General features: G+C 73.0%; 12 protein-coding genes. 4 read left to right on the forward strand and 8 right to left on the reverse strand.

Annotated features, from left to right (window positions below; translation table 11 throughout):
• Window positions 1-10 precede the first annotated feature (10 nt).
• Window positions 11-1,813 (reverse strand): gamma-glutamyltransferase, encoded by a 1,803-nt coding sequence (gene ggt, locus HZZ00_RS25940; protein WP_180328714.1) that lies wholly within the window; start codon window positions 1,811-1,813, stop codon window positions 11-13.
• A gap of 142 nt (window positions 1,814-1,955) precedes the next feature.
• Here ggt and HZZ00_RS25945 point away from each other — a divergent pair, with 142 nt between their 5' ends.
• Window positions 1,956-2,696, forward strand: coding sequence for a hypothetical protein (locus tag HZZ00_RS25945; RefSeq protein WP_180328715.1), 741 nt, complete (start codon window positions 1,956-1,958; stop codon window positions 2,694-2,696).
• Between the two features lie 614 nt (window positions 2,697-3,310).
• On the opposite strand, the gene HZZ00_RS25950 is transcribed toward HZZ00_RS25945, so the two are convergent.
• The 5 genes from HZZ00_RS25950 to HZZ00_RS25970 form a co-directional block, all read right to left on the reverse strand.
• Window positions 3,311-3,730, reverse strand: coding sequence for a DUF6278 family protein (locus HZZ00_RS25950; RefSeq protein WP_180328716.1), 420 nt, complete (start codon window positions 3,728-3,730; stop codon window positions 3,311-3,313).
• A 15-nt stretch (window positions 3,731-3,745) separates the two neighbouring features.
• A complete protein-coding gene (locus HZZ00_RS25955) occupies window positions 3,746-4,525 on the reverse strand; it encodes an exodeoxyribonuclease III (RefSeq protein WP_180328717.1) in 780 nt (259 codons plus the stop codon).
• 41 nt (window positions 4,526-4,566) lie between these two features.
• Window positions 4,567-5,202, reverse strand: coding sequence for an MBL fold metallo-hydrolase (locus tag HZZ00_RS25960; RefSeq protein ID WP_180328718.1), 636 nt, complete (start codon window positions 5,200-5,202; stop codon window positions 4,567-4,569).
• 70 nt (window positions 5,203-5,272) lie between these two features.
• Window positions 5,273-6,568, reverse strand: a complete 1,296-nt coding sequence (locus tag HZZ00_RS25965) for an alpha/beta fold hydrolase (RefSeq protein ID WP_180328719.1) — start codon at window positions 6,566-6,568, stop codon at window positions 5,273-5,275.
• Between the two features lie 74 nt (window positions 6,569-6,642).
• Entirely contained in the window at window positions 6,643-8,250 is a 1,608-nt protein-coding gene (locus HZZ00_RS25970) for an SDR family oxidoreductase (protein WP_180328720.1), read from the reverse strand.
• A 615-nt stretch (window positions 8,251-8,865) separates the two neighbouring features.
• On the opposite strand from HZZ00_RS25970, the gene HZZ00_RS25975 reads away from it, so the two are divergent.
• The gene (locus tag HZZ00_RS25975; protein ID WP_180328721.1) at window positions 8,866-10,089 is read left to right on the forward strand and encodes an MFS transporter; all 1,224 of its coding nucleotides are present in this window, start codon (window positions 8,866-8,868) and stop codon (window positions 10,087-10,089) included.
• A gap of 52 nt (window positions 10,090-10,141) precedes the next feature.
• Here HZZ00_RS25975 and glgX read toward each other — a convergent pair whose 3' ends face one another.
• Window positions 10,142-12,256, reverse strand: coding sequence for a glycogen debranching protein GlgX (gene glgX / locus HZZ00_RS25980; protein WP_374028564.1), 2,115 nt, complete (start codon window positions 12,254-12,256; stop codon window positions 10,142-10,144).
• Window positions 12,257-12,831: 575 nt separating this feature from the next.
• Here glgX and HZZ00_RS25985 point away from each other — a divergent pair.
• Window positions 12,832-14,157, forward strand: coding sequence for a polyprenyl synthetase family protein (locus HZZ00_RS25985; protein WP_180328723.1), 1,326 nt, complete (start codon window positions 12,832-12,834; stop codon window positions 14,155-14,157).
• A gap of 265 nt (window positions 14,158-14,422) precedes the next feature.
• Here the strand turns inward: HZZ00_RS25985 and HZZ00_RS25990 are convergent, their stop codons facing one another.
• Window positions 14,423-14,638 carry a hypothetical protein gene (locus HZZ00_RS25990; protein WP_180328724.1) on the reverse strand — a complete coding sequence of 72 codons (216 nt, stop codon included), beginning with the start codon at window positions 14,636-14,638 and terminating at the stop codon, window positions 14,423-14,425.
• Between the two features lie 486 nt (window positions 14,639-15,124).
• Here HZZ00_RS25990 and HZZ00_RS25995 point away from each other — a divergent pair, with 486 nt between their 5' ends.
• Entirely contained in the window at window positions 15,125-16,498 is a 1,374-nt protein-coding gene (locus tag HZZ00_RS25995) for a deoxyribodipyrimidine photo-lyase (RefSeq protein ID WP_180328725.1), read from the forward strand.
• Window positions 16,499-16,606 lie beyond the last annotated feature (108 nt).

Genomic DNA, 16,606 nt, shown 5'->3' on the forward strand with positions numbered 1-16,606 from the left:
GGGACGCGCGTCACGGCGCCGGTCTCACCACCATCGCCGAGCCCCCGCCGCGTCGGACCTTCTCGGCGGCGGCCAGCCATCTGCCGTCCGGCAGCCGCTGGACGCCGGTCGCGGCGCCGATCTCCGGGTTGCGGCTGAATCGGTGCCCGATGGCCTCCAGCTGCCCCCGCAACGGGCTGTCGTACAGGGCGGGTTCGAGCTCCGTCCGGGCCGCGTTGCGCTGGCTGGCGCGGGGGGCGGCGATCGCGTCGACGAGCGGCAGCCGCCGGTCGAGGAACTCGGTCAGGGTCTGGAGGACGGTGGTGATGATGGTCGCGCCGCCCGGCGAACCGAGCGCCACCACGGGCCGGTTGTGCCCGTCCAGGACGATGGTCGGCGAGATGGACGAGCGCGGCCGCTTGCCCGGGCCCGGCAGGTTCGGGTCGGGCACGTTCGGGTCGGCCGGGGCGAAGGAGAAGTCCGTCAGCTCGTTGTTGAGCAGGAAGCCCCGGCCGGGCACGGTCATCGCGCTGCCGCCGGTCTGCTCGATGGTGAGGGTGTACGAGACGACGTTGCCCCACTTGTCGGCCACCGTCAGATGGGTCGTGTTCTGGCCCTCGTACGTCGTCGGGGCCGCCTTGCCGCCCTTGTCGCACGGCGCGGGGTGGTACGGGTCGCCGGGGGCGAGCGGGCTGGTCAGGACCGCGTCGTCCTTGATGAGGCAGGCCCGCGAGTCGGCGAACCGCTGCGACAGCAGCTGCCTGGTGGGGACCTTCTCGAAGGCGGGGTCGCCGACCCAGCGTCCGCGGTCGGCGAAGGCGATCCGGCTGGCCTCGATGAAGTGGTGCAGGTACTGCGCCTCGCTCATCCTGGACAGGTCGGAACCCTCCAGGATGTTGAGCGCCTCGCCGACCGTGGTGCCGCCCGAGGAGGACGGAGCGATGGAGTAGACGTTCAGGCCGCGGTACGACGTCCTGGTGGGCGCCTGCTCCTTGGCCCGGTAGACGGCGAGGTCCTTCTCGGCCAGCTTGCCGGGACGGGCCTTCCAGCCGGAGGCGGGGTCCACGCGCGGGTGTTCGACCGTCTTGACGATGTCGTCGCCTATGCCGCCGTGGTAGATCGCGCCCGTGCCCTTCGTCGCCAGCTCCTCGTAGGTGCGGGCCAGGTCCGGGTTCTTGAAGGTGGAACCGACGGCGGGCGGTTCGCCGCCCGGCAGGAACAGCTTGGCGGTGTCCGGGAAGTAGCGGAACCGGGTCGCGTTGGCGGCGGTCTGGGAGCGGAAGGTGTCGTCCACGGTGAACCCGTCGCGGGCGAGCCGCTCGGCGGGCCGGAGGACCGAGGCGAGCTTCCTGCTGCCCCACCGGTCCAGGGCCGTCTGCCAGGTGGCGGGCGTGCCCGGGGTGCCGACAGCGAGGCCGCTGCTGACGGCGTCGTCGAAGGAGAGGGGTTTGCCGTTCTCCAGGAACAGGTCGGAGCCGGCGGACAGCGGGGCGGTCTCCCGGCCGTCGATGGTGTGTACCGTGCGCGTTGTGGCGTCGTAGTAGACGAAGTAGCCGCCCCCGCCCACACCGGCCGAGTAGGGCTCGGTGACGCCGAGAGCGGCGGCGGTGGCGACGGCCGCGTCGACGGCGTTCCCGCCGTGCTCGAGTACCTCGATGCCGGCGGCCGTGGCGTCCTTGTCGACGCTGGCCACGGCACCGCCGTAGCCCACGGCCACGGGGGTCTTGCCGTCCGGTCCGCTCGTCTTCGGGCCGGGCGGCGCCGCGGCACCCACCGTCACCATGGCGGCCGAAACCGCCAGAACCGCCAGTCTCCGCGTGCCTGGACGACCCATCCGTACCTCCCGTCGGGACAGTTCGCGCAGCGTAACCAGATTGTCGCACCATCGACAGTACGCCTCGGTCACCCGCCACACGACCGTCACAGTTCGAACGCCGGTACGCCCCCGTTCCCCTGGACCGTTAGCATGCGCGGCCATGAACGACGACGTGCGCAACATCGTCCTCGGGCTGGTGGCGACCGGCATCTCGGCGTCGCTGGGCTGGCTCGCCCGTACCTGTCTGTGGCGCCGCAAACTCCGGCGCAAGCGGGCCTTCTTCGGGCTGCCGGAGAACGCGGAGGCGCTGCTCGTCGTGAACCGTGACCCGGCCGCCGCCGAACCCGCGGTCCACCGCTTCGACGTGTTCGCGCTGCTGGAGCTGTCCGCGCTCATCAAGGAGTGCGGGGCGCACGCCGACGTGGTCACCCAGGACGAGGTCCGCCAGGGCTTCGGCGAGCGCGCCGAATTCTGTGTCGGCGGCCCGGCGTCCAACCGCCGTACCGCCGCCCACCTGTCGGCGCTGCTGCCGGGGCTGCGGATCACCACCGAGCCCGAACCGGCTGCCGATCGGGGCACGTTCCACCTCGGCGGCGAGCACTACCGCAGGGAGCGGGGCGTCGCGGAGTACGTGCTGCTCGCCCGGGTCACCGCCGAGGACCAGGCCCGGCCGGTGTTCCTGTTCTGCGGCCAGAGCGCGATCACCAACCAGGCCGCGACGCGCTATCTCGCCCGCCACCACGAGCGGTTGGCCCGCCGGTACGGCGACGGCACCTTCGTACTGCTGCTCAAGGTGCTCAACTCGCAGGCGTACGGCCCGGACGTGGTGGAACGGGTGGCGGATGTGACCCGGGCGGCTCGGACGCCGGCGCCGGACCCGGAGCCGGCCGGGGCGGAGTGACGCCCCGTCGGGGTGACGGCGTGACCGTCTTTCCGGGAGCGGACCGTCCACGGGGAGGCGGGGGGCCGCCGGCCCTTCGTGGGCGAGCGCAACTCGTCCGGCGCAGCTGACCTTCTCCTCGCCCGCGCGAGCAGTGATCTCCGGCTGCCGCCGGACGAGCCTGGCCCGTGTGAACTGCCGCCCCTCTCACGGTGCGGGGACCATGGGGACCCCGCCCGGCGGCAGTGCCTTCCTCCCTGGTGCGGTGCGGCGGGATTGCCTCACCACGGGGCGGAACGCACCATCGTAGTCGAGGCCTCGGGGACCGGAAGTCCCGGCATGGGAGAACGGCCCTCGGGCCGTCCCCGGGGCCGCGTGGCGGATGGTCAGGGAATCCCCGGTAACGGGCGGGAACCCCCGGGGCACCGGGTGAACCGCCCGGTGCGCGTTGCCTCGTACGCCTTCTTCCAGTCGCCGTTCGTCGGTTCGATCAACGGATCGACGGCCATACGCAGCCCTACTCCACTCTCCGCCGTGTGGTGGTGGTCGCCGCAAACTATCCAGACGGCCGGGGCACCGAGGGACGACACGCACCATTCCGGCATTAGCCGTATTTAAGCCCCTGTTGGGGAGGTTCAGGGCTCGGCGATCTCGCCGTAGAGCTGGGAGAGTTCGGGCACTCCGGTCACGGCCCACTGCCGCCCGGCCTCCACCACCTCCACCTCGCGGCCGGAGGCGAGGCACAGGACGGGCTCGCCGTCGGCGCGGATCCGCCAGGCGGCGCCGGGCACGGTGCGGACCAGCACGGTGCCCAGGTACAGCCCCGCGTCATTGCCCAGCCAGGGCAGCGTCTCGGCGTCGTCGCGCCAGCGCGGGACCACCTGGTCCAGGGCCTCCAGGGAGGCCGGGGTGTCGTCCAGGCGCACCCCGGCCCGGGCCGCCTGGGCGCGCAGCAGCTCGCACTCGGACAGCAGCGCGGCGACCGACTCGGGGTCGGCGGGCAGCGCCGCGGTGACGTGCTTCTTGTGCCGGGGGCCCAGGAACGGAAGGTTCATGGACCCAGCGTGGCATCAGAGGTCGAGGTCGACCACCACGGGCGCGTGATCGGAGGCGCCCTTGCCCTTGCGTTCCTCGCGGTCCACGTAGGCGTCCTTGACGGCCTTGGCGAAGGGCGCGTTGCCGTACACCAGGTCGATGCGCATGCCGCGGTTCTTGGGGAAGCAGAGCTGGCGGTAGTCCCAGTAGGTGAAGGGCCGGTCGTACTTGAGGGGGCGCGGGACGACGTCGTTCAGGCCGGCCTCGCGCAGGGAGGCGAGGGCGGCGCGCTCGGCCGGGGTGACGTGGGTGGCGCCCTCGAAGGCGGCGGTGTCGTACACGTCGTCGTCGGTCGGCGCCACGTTGTAGTCGCCGAGGACCGCGAAGGGGCGGCCGCCCTGCGCGTCGCCGAGCACGGCCGCGCGCAGGGCCTCGAACCACTGGAGCTTGTAGGCGTAGTGCGGGTGGCCGACCTCGCGGCCGTTGGGCACGTACACCGACCAGACGCGGACCGGGCCGCAGGTGGCGGAGACGGCGCGGGGCTCGGTCGCGCCGTCGTAGCCGGGGTCGCCGGGCAGTCCCTTGACCACGTCCGCCAGGCCCACGCGGGAGAGCACCGCCACGCCGTTCCACCGGCCGGTGGCGTGCACCGCGCTCTCGTAGCCCAGCTCCCGCAGCTGATCGACGGGGAACTGCTCCTCGGCGACCTTGGCCTCCTGGAGGCAGAGCACGTCGGTGCCGCTGCTCTCCAGCCAGGCCAGCAGGCGCGGGAGGCGGGCGGTGATCGAGTTCACGTTCCAGGTGGCGATGCGCATGTCTCACAACCTACCTGGCGGCTACGACAACCCGGTCCCGCTCACAGTTCGGCCGACGCCCCGGGGCTGAGCCGCTGGTGGTCGGCGCCGCCCAGGGCGCCGATCTGGTGGTCGTAGATCGGCCGGGCCAGGTCGGTGAGGAGGGCGTCGTGGATGTCGTAGGCGCGCCGCGGGCGCACCTCGCGGACGTAGTCGATCACCTCGGCGATCTTGCTCCAGGGCGCCATCACGGGCAGCATCAGCGTCTCCACCGCCTGGTCGGGCACGGTGAGGGCGTCGCCGGGGTGGAAGACCTTGCCGCCGTCGATCAGATAGCCCACGTTGGTGATCCGCGGGATGTCCGGGTGGATCACGGCGTGCAGCTCTCCGTGCACCTGCACGTCGAAGCCCGCGGCGCTGAAGGCGTCACCGTGGCCGACGGTGTGCACGCGCCCCGGGAAGGCCGCCGCGATCCGCTCCGCCACCGACTTCAGCGTGTAGATCTCCGCCGCCGGGTTGTCCTCCATCGCGGCCCGCAGCCGGAACTCGTCGAAGTGGTCGGCGTGCTCGTGCGTGACGAGGATGACGTCCGCCCCGAGCGCCGCGTCCTGTTCGCTGAACCCGCCGGGGTCGATGACGAGCGTGCGCCCGCCCTTGTCGATCCGCACACAGGCATGGGACTTCTTGGTGAGCTTCATGTCACCCCATCCTGCCGGACGGGGTGCGCGCCCGCGTGGGGTGGAGGCGGTGCCCGGGGCGCCGGGCGTCTCACTCGGTGGGGGTCGTCTCCTCCTGGATGACCCGCTGGGCGACCCGGAACGCGCCGGCGGCGGCGGGCAGGCCGCAGTAGAGGGAGGTCTGGAGGAGGACCTCGCGGATCTCGTCGGGCGTGAGGCCGTTGCGGAGGGCGGCGCGGGTGTGGGCGGCCAGATCCTCCAGATGGCCGCCGGCGGCCAGCGCGGTGAGCGCGATGCAGCTGCGGGTACGGCGGTCCAGGCCCGGCCGGTCCCAGACCTCGCCCCAGGCGTAGCGGGTGACGAACTCCTGGAAGTCCCCGGAGAACCGGTCGGCCGCGGCCAGCTCCTGGTCCACGTGCGCGTCCCCCAGCACCTCCCGCCGGATCTTCAGCCCGGTCTCGTACCGGTCGGGGCGGTCCTCGGGCGGCGCCGTGGCGGCGGCCGGGGCGATCTCGGCGACCGGCGCGGGGGCCTGCGGCGGCACGGCCTGCACCGGCAGCGCGGCCGACGTCCCCGGCAGCGCGATCTGCCCCGTGTCGAAGGGCTGCTGCCAGGCCGTGGAGAAGTGGTGGACCAGCAGATCCGTGACGGCGGCCGGCTGCTCGACGGGGACCAGGTGGGAGGCGCCGGGCACGACCGCCAGCCGGGCGTCCGGGATGCCCGCGACCAGGGTGCGGGCCTCGGCCGGGCCGGTGACCTGGTCCTCCGAGCCGACCAGCACCAGGGTCGGCACGCCCACCCGCCCCAGCTCGGCCCGCACGTCGAACGCGGCGAGGATCTCGCAGGCGGCGATGTAGCAGCCGGGGTCCGTGGTGCGCACCATCTGCACGGCCCACTCGGTGATCGCGGGCTGCGCCGCGGCGAACCCGCCGGTGAACCAGCGTTCGGGCGAGGTCCGCGCGATCGGGTCCAGCCCGTTGGTGCGGACGATCACCCCGCGCTGGCGGAACTCGTCGGCCGTGCCGAACCGGGGCGAGGCCGCGACCAGCGCGAGCGACGCCAGCCGCTCCGGGTGGCGCAGGGCCAGCTCGATGCCGATGGCGCCGCCCAGCGCGCAGCCCGCGTATCCGAACCGCTGCACGCCGAGCCCGTCCAGGGTCGCCAGCAGCCGCGCGGCCAGCTCGCCCGCCGAACCGGCCGGATGGGCGGGCGCCCCGCCGTGCCCGGGCAGGTCGAACCGGAAGACCCGCCACTGCTTGGCCAGTTCCGGAACCTGGCGGTCCCACATGTGCCATGTGGTGCCCAGCGAGGGACCCAGGATCAGGACGGGAGCCTCTTCTGGCCCGTCAAAGCGGTATTGCAGGGTGTTCGACGGTGTCTCACTCACGCGTCAGACCCTCTCACGTCTCACGGACACACCCATAGCGCGGGGGTGCGGGAGACCCGTCCGAAGCGGCTGTCTCAGCTCCCCTCCGGCGGTCGGCGGCCACCGGTGCGAGCGGCCCCGTCCGCAGCCCGTGGCCCGGTCCCGGACGCATCGCCGTTCGGGGCGCGGCCGGCCAGCTGCCTGGTCCGGGCGGCGGCCCGGACGATGTTGCGGGCCATGCCGCCGAAGACGACCGCGTGGAACGGCGAGACGGCCCACCAGTACAGGTGTCCCAGGAGCCCGCGCGGGTGGAACAGGGCGCGCTGCCGGTAGCGGGCCGGCCCGCCGCTGTCGCCTTCCACCCGCATCTCGAGCCAGGCCAGGCCCGGCAGCCGCATCTCGGCGCGCAGTCGCAGCAGCCGTCCGCGCTCGATCTCCTCCACCCGCCAGAAGTCCAGCGAGTCCCCCACCCGCAGCCGCCGGGCATCGCGCCTGCCCCGGCGCAGGCCCACGCCGCCCACGAGACGGTCCAGCCAGCCGCGCACCGCCCAGGCCAGCGGGAAGGAGTACCAGCCGTTCTCCCCGCCGATGCCCTCGACGACCTGCCACAGCGCCTCGGCCGGTACCTGGGCCTCGCACTCGCGCACGTCCGTGTAGAGGCTGCCACCGGCCCAGTCCGGGTCGGTCGGCAGGGGGTCGCTGGGAGCGCCGGGCACGGACGCCGACGACCAGCGGGTGGCGACCTGGGCCTCGCGGACCCGTTGCAGCGCCAGGGAGACGGCCTGGTCGAATCCGAGAGGATGACCGGGTGGAGTGGGTACGTACCGTTCGATGTCGTTCTCGCGGCACACCACCTCGTGCCGCAGCGACTCGGTCAGCGGGCGCGCGATCGAGGCCGGGACCGGGGTGACCAGGCCCACCCAGTGGCTGGACAGGCCGGGCGTGAGCACCGGCACCGGTACCACCAGGCGGCGGCGCAGTCCGGCCACGGCGGCGTACCGCCGCATCATCGCCAGATAGGTGAGCACCTCGGGGCCGCCGATGTCGAAGCTCCGGCTGACATCGGCGGGCAGGCGGGCGCAGCCCACCAGGATGCGCAGGACGTCCCGCACGGCGATCGGCTGGATGCGGGTGTGGACCCAGCGCGGGGTGACCATCACCGGCAGCCGCTCGGTGAGATAGCGCAGCATCTCGAAACTCGCCGATCCGGAGCCGATGATGACCGCGGCACGCAGCACGGCCGTCGGTACGCCCGAGTCGAGCAGGATCCGGCCGACCTCGGCGCGGGAGCGCAAGTGCGGGGACAGGTCGTGCTCGGGAACGCCGGGCGGGGTCAGCCCGCCGAGGTAGACCAGGCGGCGCACACCGGCCGCGCGCGCCTGCTCGCCGAACACGCGGGCCGCCTGCCGGTCGGCGCGCTCGAAGTCGCGGCCCGTGCCGAGCGCGTGCACCAGGTAGTAGGCCACGTCCACGCCCGCCATGGCTCGCGCCACGGAGTCCGCGTCGGTGACGTCTCCCTGGACGATCTCCACCCTGTGCGCCCACGGGTGGTCGCGCAGCTTGCGGGGGGTCCGGACCAGGCAGCGCACCCGGTGGCCGGCGTCCAGCAGTTCGGGCACCAGCCGGCCGCCGATGTAGCCGCTGGCGCCGGTGACGAGACAGGTGGCCGCTTCGCCCCCGGCCCCGGTCGTTTCCTGTGTCAAGGGGAACCGCCTCTTTCCACTGCCGGGTTCACCGGATCACGTTCCTCGTCCTCTCCACCGTGCCGCCCGCACGGCCGGATGCACGGGGCGTGCGGGGCATTCGGGTGACTGCGGCGGGTTCTCGCCGGCGGGCGCGGCCGGCTCACGGTGGCCGACGCGGCGGCCGGCACCGGGCGGAGGCGCTGCGGGAGGCGCGGGCGGTCCCGCCCGGGACGCGGCGGGCGTCGGGCGGCCAGGCCGCGGGACGTGGTCGCCGCGGGCGCCGGACCGGCCGGGCCGGACTGCGCCCGGTGCCTGCTCGCCCCGTGTGCCGGCGCGATGCCCGCGCTGCCGGCCGTCCGCGCTGCCCCTCGGTGACCGCCCTGGAGTCACCGGCGGCGCTCACCGACGATCCCACGTCGCCGCCGTTCCCCGCCGAACGAGCCCACCCTCGTGACCGGCGTACAGCGACGCTTCGTCAAAGCTCCTGCCGGGCAGCCGCGTCGGAGAGCGCTTCAGCAGGTCTGCGACATCACCCTCGCGTCACAAGAGTGATGTCGCGGACCTGCCAGCCCTCACTGTGCGGGGCCTGTTGAACTGCTCAGGCAACGACAGGCCCTTCACGGGACGGAGCCCATGGCCTCGACAAACACCGCAACCCGCCCTTCCGACGAAGCCGGCTCACCGACTCGGTCTCCCCTGATCGGGTGGCTGGCCGTGAGTTCGGTCATGCTGGGGATCTTCTCGATCGTCACGACCGAGATCCTGCCGATCGGCCTGCTCACCACGATCGGCTCCGGCTTCGCCGTCTCCGACGGGATGGCCGGGCTGATGATGACCATGCCCGGGTTTCTTGCGGCCGTCTCCGCGCCCGTGGTCACCGTGGCGACCGCACGCATGGACCGCCGTCTGATGCTGTGCGTGTTCATGCTCATGCTGGCCATGGCGAACCTTCTGGCCGCCGCGGCGCCCGACTACTGGCTGGTCCTGGTCTCCCGTGTCGTCGTCGGCGTCGTCATCGGGGGCTTCTGGTCGATCGGTGCCGGATTGGCCGAGCGCCTGGTGCCCGCGGCGTCGGTCGGCCGCGCCACCTCGGTGATCTTCTCCGCGGTACCGCTGGGCTCCGTGCTCGGTGTACCGGCCGGCACGTTCATCGGGGACGCGGCCGGCTGGCGCACGGCATTCGTCGTCATGGGCGCCCTCACAGTCGGTGTACTGGCGATGCTGCTCCTGGTCATGCCGCCGCTGCCGCCCGACCGGACGACCCGTCCGAGTGTGCTGCGCGGAACGCTCAGGAGCGTCAACACGCGTTTCGCGCTGCTGCTGACCTTCTTGGCCGTGCTGGCGCACTTCGGGACCTACACCTACGTCACTCCGTTCCTGGAGCAGGTCACCCATGCCGGCTCGCAGCTGATCACTGTCTTCCTCCTGGTCTACGGTGCCGCAGGAATCGTCGGCAACTTCCTGGGGGGAGCGGTGGTCAGCCGCCACCCCCGGGCCACCTTCGGTCTCGCCGCCGGCATGATCGCGACCGTCACCTTGCTGCTACCGGTCCTGGGGCGCTGGCAGACCGGCGCCGTCGCCCTGCTGATCGTCTGGGGCGTTGCCTACGGTGCCGTCCCCGTCTCCTCCCGGACGTGGTTCGCCAAGGCGGCCCCCGACGCGCCGGAGGCGGCGTCGGTGCTGTTCACCGCTTCCTTCCAAGCGACGATCTCACTCGGCGCGGTGGCCGGTGGTGTCATCGTGGACCGGACTTCCCCGTCCACGGTCATGAGGCTCGGCGGCCTTGTCGCCGCGCTCATGGTCGTGGCCGCGTGGGCGCACTTCGCCCGCCGTCCGACATGGCCGGAGAACACCTGACGGCTCGCGAAGACGCCGAGCGTTCGTTCCGGCGGCCGGGGCCGACGGGGGGTCAGCCGTCCTGGTGGCCGCGCAGCACGAGCATGGCGCGGGCTTCGACCTCGACCTCGCTGCCGCCCTTGATCAGCGTCCGGTACTCGGTGTAGGGGATGGCCGTGTCGACCTCCACCGCCCACCACCGGCCCGTCTCCTCGGGGAGGGTGAAGGTGAGGGCCTGACTGTGCGCGTTGAAGAGCAGGAGGAAGGAGTCGTCCTCGACCGGCAGGCCGCGCAGGTCGGGTTCCGTGATCGCTTTCCCGTTCAGGTGGACCATCAGTGACCTGGCGAAGCCGGTGTCCCAGTCGGTGTCGGTCATCTCGCGTCCGGCGGGGGTGAACCAGGTGATGTCCTTGGCGTCGGCACCGGCTTCGTGCGCCACCCAGCCCTTGAAGAACCGTCGTCGGCGGAAGACGGGGTGGTCACGGCGCAGGGCGATGAGCCTGCGCGTGAAATCGAGCAGCTCACTGCCGTCGGCGACGTCCGGCCAGTCGATCCAGGTGAGTTCCCCGTCCTGGCAGTAGGCGTTGTTGTTGCCCTGCTGGGTGCGGCCGAGTTCGTCACCGTGCAGCAGCATGGGTACGCCCTGGGAGAGCAGCAGTGTGGCGAGGAGGTTGCGCTGTTGCCGGGCGCGCAGGGCGAGGACATCGCGGTCCCGGGTGGGCCCTTCGGCTCCGCAGTTCCAGGAGCGGTTGTGGTTCTCGCCGTCCCGGTTGTCCTCGCCGTTGGCCTCGTTGTGCTTGCCGTTGTACGAGACCAGGTCGCGCAGGGTGAACCCGTCGTGCGCGGTGACGAAGTTGACCGAAGCGTAGGGGCGGCGGCCGTCGCTCTGGTAGAGGTCGGAGGAGCCGGTCAGACGGGAGGCGAACTCTCCCAGGGTGCCGCCCTCACCCCGCCAGAAGTCGCGCACGGTGTCGCGGTACTTGCCGTTCCACTCGGTCCACAGCGGCGGGAAGTTGCCGACCTGGTAGCCGCCGTCGCCGAGGTCCCACGGTTCGGCGATGAGCTTGACCTGGGAGATGACGGGGTCCTGCTGGACGAGGTCGAAGAACGACGACAGCCGGTCGACCGCGTGGAACTGCCGGGCCAGGGTGGCGGCCAGGTCGAAGCGGAAGCCGTCGACGTGCATCTCGGTCACCCAGTAGCGCAGTGAGTCCATGATCAGCTGCAGGGTGAACGGGTGGTTCATGCGCAGGCTGTTGCCGGTGCCGGTGGTGTCCCAGTGGAAGCGCGGGTCCTCGTCGGACAGCCGGTAGTAGGCCGCGTTGTCCAGACCCCGGAACGACAGCACCGGGCCGAGGTGGTTCCCCTCCGCGGTGTGGTTGTAGACGACATCGAGGATCACCTCGATGCCCGCCTCGTGCAGGGTCTTGACCATCGACCGGAACTCCTGCACCTGCTCGCCCCGCTGCCCCGATGAGCAGTAGGCGTTGTGCGGCGCGAAGAAGCCGATGGTGTTGTACCCCCAGTAGTTGGACCGGCCCCTCTGCACCAGGGCGTGGTCATGCACGAACTGGTGGACGGGCATGAGCTCCACCGCGGTGACACCGAGTTTGACGAAGTAGTCGACCATGGCCGGGTGGGCGAGCGCTGCGTAGGTGCCGCGAATGGCCTCCGGGATCGCGGGATGGGTCCGCGTCATGCCCTTGACGTGGGCCTCGTAGATGACCGTCTCGTGGTATGGGGTCCGCAGCGGATGGTCGCTGCCCCAGTCGAAGTAGGGGTTCACCACGACCGACTTGGCGGTGTAGGGCGCGGAGTCCAGGTCGTTGCGCCGCTCGACGTCCCCGAAGCGGTAGGGGAACAGGGCCTCGTCCCAGTGGATTTCGCCCTCGATCGCCTTGGCGTAGGGGTCCAGCAGCAGCTTGTTCGGGTTGCAGCGCTCACCCCGCTCGGGACGGAACGGGCCGTGCACCCGGAAGCCGTAGCGTCGGCCCGGCCCGACATCCGGCAGGTAGACGTGGTGGACGAAGCCGTCCACCTCTCGCAGTGGGACGCGCTCCTCCGCGCCGTCCTGGTCGAAGAGGCACAGCTCCACCAGCTGCGCGACCTCGGAGAACACGGCGAAGTTGGTCCCCGCGCCGTCGAAGGTGGCGCCCAACGGCGACGTCCGGCCCGGACGCGGGCCCATCTCCGTGCTCTGCTGCCAGATACGCATGACCAGGTCCCTCCCCAGCAGGGATGGCGGGAAGCCCACGCCCGTTCGTTCCCTTCTGCCCGCGCCGCCCGGGGGCATTCCCCGGTGCGCGCTCCCCCGCCGCGGCCGGGCCGGCGGGGAACTCGGTCCCCGGGCGGTCGTACGGCGGCGGGCCGCCCGGTTTGCCGCGCGGGCCGGCGTCGTCGGGTCGGGCGGAGGGGGACGGGCCGCTTGGTGCGCCCCACCGTCGTGCGTGGCCGTGTGACGCCTCCACGGTGTGTCGTGTTGAGGAACAGGCAGCGGCCGGGACGGGCCGGTTGACCCGCCGGGCCGGGGACTCGCCGCACAAAGGCGAAGAGGGGGTGCGGTTGGTGACAAGGCCGTGTCCCCCGGTGGATGCAGGGCACCCACCGGCGGCGAGCGACCGAGCACGGGTCAGGGCACGGTGGTAGGGGCGGAGCCCGGTGTCGCCGCGACCACCCGGGGCGTCAGCGCATCCGCCCGAGTCGCCCGCGCCGAAGCGGACGGGTGACGCGATCGACGGACACCGACACGACGGAGGAACCGGGATGCGTCCCACCCACGCGAAGGACCGCCCCGCGACCGCGCCGCCCTGGCCGTCGGCCGCGACGGCCGGGACGTCGCTTCCGCGCAGGCCGCCGGTCGACGACCGGGAGGGGCACGACGAGGGCGCGGCGCGCCAGGGGGCGAGCACGCCGTTTCCCGCCCGCCCCGCCGAGGTGCGCGAGGCCGACGCCGACGTGCCCGGCGCGGTCGGCCGGGTGCTCGACGACGTGCTGGCCGAGCGCATGCGCCGGGCCCGGTCGGCCGATCCCCTCTTCGCCGAGGAACTGGCGGAACGGGTGGCGCGCTTCACCCTGTCGGGTGGCAAGCGCACGCGCGCGCAGCTGGTGTGGTGGGCCGCACGGGCGTACGCCGGCCGGGACCCGGGGACCGCGGCGGCCGCCCTGCGTCTCGGATGCGCCCTGGAGCTGCTGCAGACGTGCGCGCTCGTCCACGACGACGTGATGGACCGGGCGGCGTTGCGGCGTGGTCGGCCCGCGCTGCACGCGGACCTGGCCGAGAGATACGCCGGACGGGCGGGGGCCGAGCGGTTCGGGCAGTCGGCGGCGGTCCTCGCCGGCGATCTGGCACTGGCGTGGGCCGACGACCTGGTCGCGGAGACGCCGCTGCCGCCCCGTACGGGAGCAGTCGTGCGACGGCTGTGGAGCGACATGCGCACGGAGATGGTGGCGGGCCAGTACCTCGACGTGAAGGGCCAGATCGCGGCAGCGTGGTCACTGCCCCACGTCCGGCGCGCCGCCTGCCTCAAGAGCGCCCTTTACTCGGTGGAGCGGCCCCTCGCCCTGGGGGCAGCCGTCGCGGGCGCCGACGATCCGACCTTGCGCCGGCTGTCCGACGCCGGCCGCTGTGTCGGCATGGCGTTCCAGCTGCGGGACGACGTGGACGACGTCTTCGGCGATCCGCGGGAGACCGGCAAGGCGTGCGGCGGCGACATCCGGGAGGGCAAGCCCACCTATCTCTTCGCGATCGCCCGGTCGCGCGCCGAGGCCGCCCGTGACGGTGCCGCGCTCGCCGTCCTGGAGCGCCGGCTCGGCGACGCGGAACTGACCGGGCACGGCCTGGAGCAGGTGCGGGAGGTGCTGGTCCGCACGGGGGCGCGCGCCACCGTGGAGAGCACCATCGACCGGCTCGCCGCGCTGGGGCTGTGGCACTTCGACCGCGCGGTGCTCGACGCGGAGGGCGCCGGGCCGCTGCGTGACCTGCTGGTCGCGACGGCCGGGGCGCGGCCGGACGGGAACGCCGCACGTCGACGGCGCGCGCACAGCCCGTACGCGACCGCTGTCCGCGGTGAGGCGGTCAGCGGCCGGTGATCCGCCCCTGGCCGGTCCCGCGGGCACGTGCCGTGTCGGCGCCGGACCGGCCGGGCGCACCCCCCCTCAACTCCGTTTCGCACAAGTGGTTTTGCACTCGACCAGTTCAGCCCGCGGTCCAGCGCGAAGTCCGCGTCAGCCGTCGGCTGGGGAGAGGAGCCGCACGGCGGGCTGCACAGCACCGGACCGCCCCCCCCCGGAGGCCGCGGCCACCCGCACGCCGCGACGGCGGCCACGGGCGGCCGTGCCGGGCGGGCCTGCCGGGCTACTTCTCGTAGTTGTGCAGGGCCAGGCCAAGGGCGAAGAAGGTCGGCGCCCACTCTCCGACGAAGATCCCCCACCGGTCGGCGCGTTCCTCGCCCTTCTTCTCCACGCTCAGCGAGGCGCACCAGGAGATGACGGACAGGCCGATGGAGACGAAGGCGGCGGTGTAGGCGTGCTCGGCACGGATGCCGGACTCGTGGAGCTTCTTGACGATCACGGCGGGCTCTTTCCGTTCGGGAACAGTCAGGGGCGCTTCCATCTCAGCGGCAGCGGTCCTGATGTGCCACCGTGCGCGGGCAAAGGAGGGACGCCCTGCCGAGCGCCCTTCGCCGCCGCTGCCGGCTCGCCTGCCACGGCGGGTCCTTCGGCCTTCCGCGCCGCGCCGCCCGGCGGTCCGACCTCGGCGTTCCCCTTCTCGCCGGGACGGCCGCAGGCGGTCGCGGCCGCGTCGGCCGTCCCGTCGACGCAGGTGCAGCGGGCGGCTCACCCGGCGTCCCCTGGTACCGCGTGGCGGGCGCGCCGCGGAGGCAGGACGGAGGATGCCGGGAAACGATGTGAGCGGTTCTCCGTGACCCGGCGGCGAGGCCACAGGCGTACCCGGGTGCGCCCCGCCACGAGAACCGCCGGCGGTACGCCGCATCCGTCTCCGGCCGGACGGGCGAAACCGCGGAGAGTGACGTCACCGGAAACGGAAGCGAGCCCCATGCACACCTCGGTCGTCGTGTTCACCTGCGATCTGCGCCTGTCGGACCACCCGCCGCTGCGCGCAGCCCTGCACGGCGGAGGCCGGGCGGTACCGCTGTTCGTGCGCGACCCCGCCGTGGAAAGGGCGGGTTTCGCGGTGCCGAACCGGATCGCGTTCCTCGCCGACTGCCTGCACGACCTGGACGCCGGCCTGCGGGACCGGGGCGGCCGGCTGGTGCTGCGCGAGGGCGACACCGTGGCGGAGGTGTGCCGGGTGGCCGAGGAGGCGGATGCCGACGAGGTACACATGGCGGGCGACGTGAGCGCCTTCGCCCAGGCGCGCGAACGACGGCTGCGCCGGGCCCTGGAGGCCGCCGGTCGGCGCCTGTACGTGCACGAGACGGTGAGCACCGCGGTGGCTCCGGGCGCGGTCACGCCGGCCGCCTCCGATCACTTCGCGGTGTTCACGCCGTACTACCGGCGCTGGTCCGAGCAGCACTTGCGGGAGGTGATGGACGCGCCGCGCAGGGTGAGCGTGCCGGACGAGGTGGGTTCCGCCCCGCTGCCGGAGCGCGGCGACGTGAGCGGCGTGTCGCCGGGTCTGTGCGCGGGGGGCGAGGCGGAGGGGCGGCGCAGGTTCGCCGCGTGGTTGCGCTCGGGCGTGGGCGCCTACGAAGAGCGCCATGACGACCTCGCGGGCGACGCCACCTCCCGGCTCTCCCCCCATCTGCACTTCGGCACGCTGTCACCGGTCGAGGTGGTGCAGCGGGCCCGCCGAGTCGGGGGCGCGGGCGCGGAGGCGTTCGTACGCCAGATCGCCTGGCGGGACTTCAACCGTCAGCTGCTCGCCGCACGTCCCGACGCCGCCACGCGCGACTACCGCACCCGCCGCGACCGGTGGCGCGACGGCGGGGACGCGGAGGCGGACGCCGAGGCGTGGCGGCAGGGACGTACCGGCTACCCCCTGGTGGACGCGGCGATGCGGCAGCTTCGGCACGAGGGCTGGATGCACAACCGGGGGCGGCTGCTCGCGGCGAGTTTCCTGACCAAGACGCTGTACGTCGACTGGCGGGTGGGTGCCCGGCACTTCTTGGACCTGCTGGTCGACGGGGATGTGGCGAACAACCAGCTGAACTGGCAGTGGGTGGCCGGCACCGGCACCGACACCCGGCCCAACCGGGTGCTCAATCCCGTCGCCCAGGGCAAGCGGTTCGACCCGGCCGGGGCCTATGTGCGGCGCTGGGTGGAGGAACTGGCGGATGTGGAGCCCGGTGCCGTGCACGAGCCGTGGAAGCTCCCGGCGCGGGAACGCTCCCGGACCGGTTACCCCGAGCCGCTGGTGTCCCTGGCGGAGGGCCTGGAGCGCTTCAAGCGCGCCCGGCAGCAGGGCTGAGGACCGGTCCGGGCCGCCGTCCGCGGGGCATGGGCTTCTCCCCCGGGGTGCGACGGGAGCACTGCTTCCGAGGGGGACGTTCCGCGTCGGTTCACCCGGCGGTGTACA

Source organism: Streptomyces sp. NEAU-sy36 (assembly GCF_013423905.1).
In the GTDB taxonomy this organism is placed as follows: domain Bacteria; phylum Actinomycetota; class Actinomycetes; order Streptomycetales; family Streptomycetaceae; genus Streptomyces; species Streptomyces misionensis.

What these genes read in the sequence shown, in the direction of transcription:
- HZZ00_RS25955 (WP_180328717.1), bottom strand. Translation starts at nt 4,525, where the DNA reads ATGCGCATCGCCACCTGGAACGTGAACTCGATCACCGCCCGCCTCCCG.
- HZZ00_RS25945 (WP_180328715.1), top strand. Translation starts at nt 1,956, where the DNA reads ATGAACGACGACGTGCGCAACATCGTCCTCGGGCTGGTGGCGACCGGC.
- HZZ00_RS25995 (WP_180328725.1), top strand. Translation starts at nt 15,125, where the DNA reads ATGCACACCTCGGTCGTCGTGTTCACCTGCGATCTGCGCCTGTCGGAC.
- HZZ00_RS25960 (WP_180328718.1), bottom strand. Translation starts at nt 5,202, where the DNA reads ATGAAGCTCACCAAGAAGTCCCATGCCTGTGTGCGGATCGACAAGGGC.
- glgX (WP_374028564.1), bottom strand. Translation starts at nt 12,256, where the DNA reads ATGGGCCCGCGTCCGGGCCGGACGTCGCCGTTGGGCGCCACCTTCGAC.
- ggt (WP_180328714.1), bottom strand. Translation starts at nt 1,813, where the DNA reads ATGGGTCGTCCAGGCACGCGGAGACTGGCGGTTCTGGCGGTTTCGGCC.
- HZZ00_RS25950 (WP_180328716.1), bottom strand. Translation starts at nt 3,730, where the DNA reads ATGAACCTTCCGTTCCTGGGCCCCCGGCACAAGAAGCACGTCACCGCG.
- HZZ00_RS25985 (WP_180328723.1), top strand. Translation starts at nt 12,832, where the DNA reads ATGCGTCCCACCCACGCGAAGGACCGCCCCGCGACCGCGCCGCCCTGG.
- HZZ00_RS25975 (WP_180328721.1), top strand. Translation starts at nt 8,866, where the DNA reads ATGGCCTCGACAAACACCGCAACCCGCCCTTCCGACGAAGCCGGCTCA.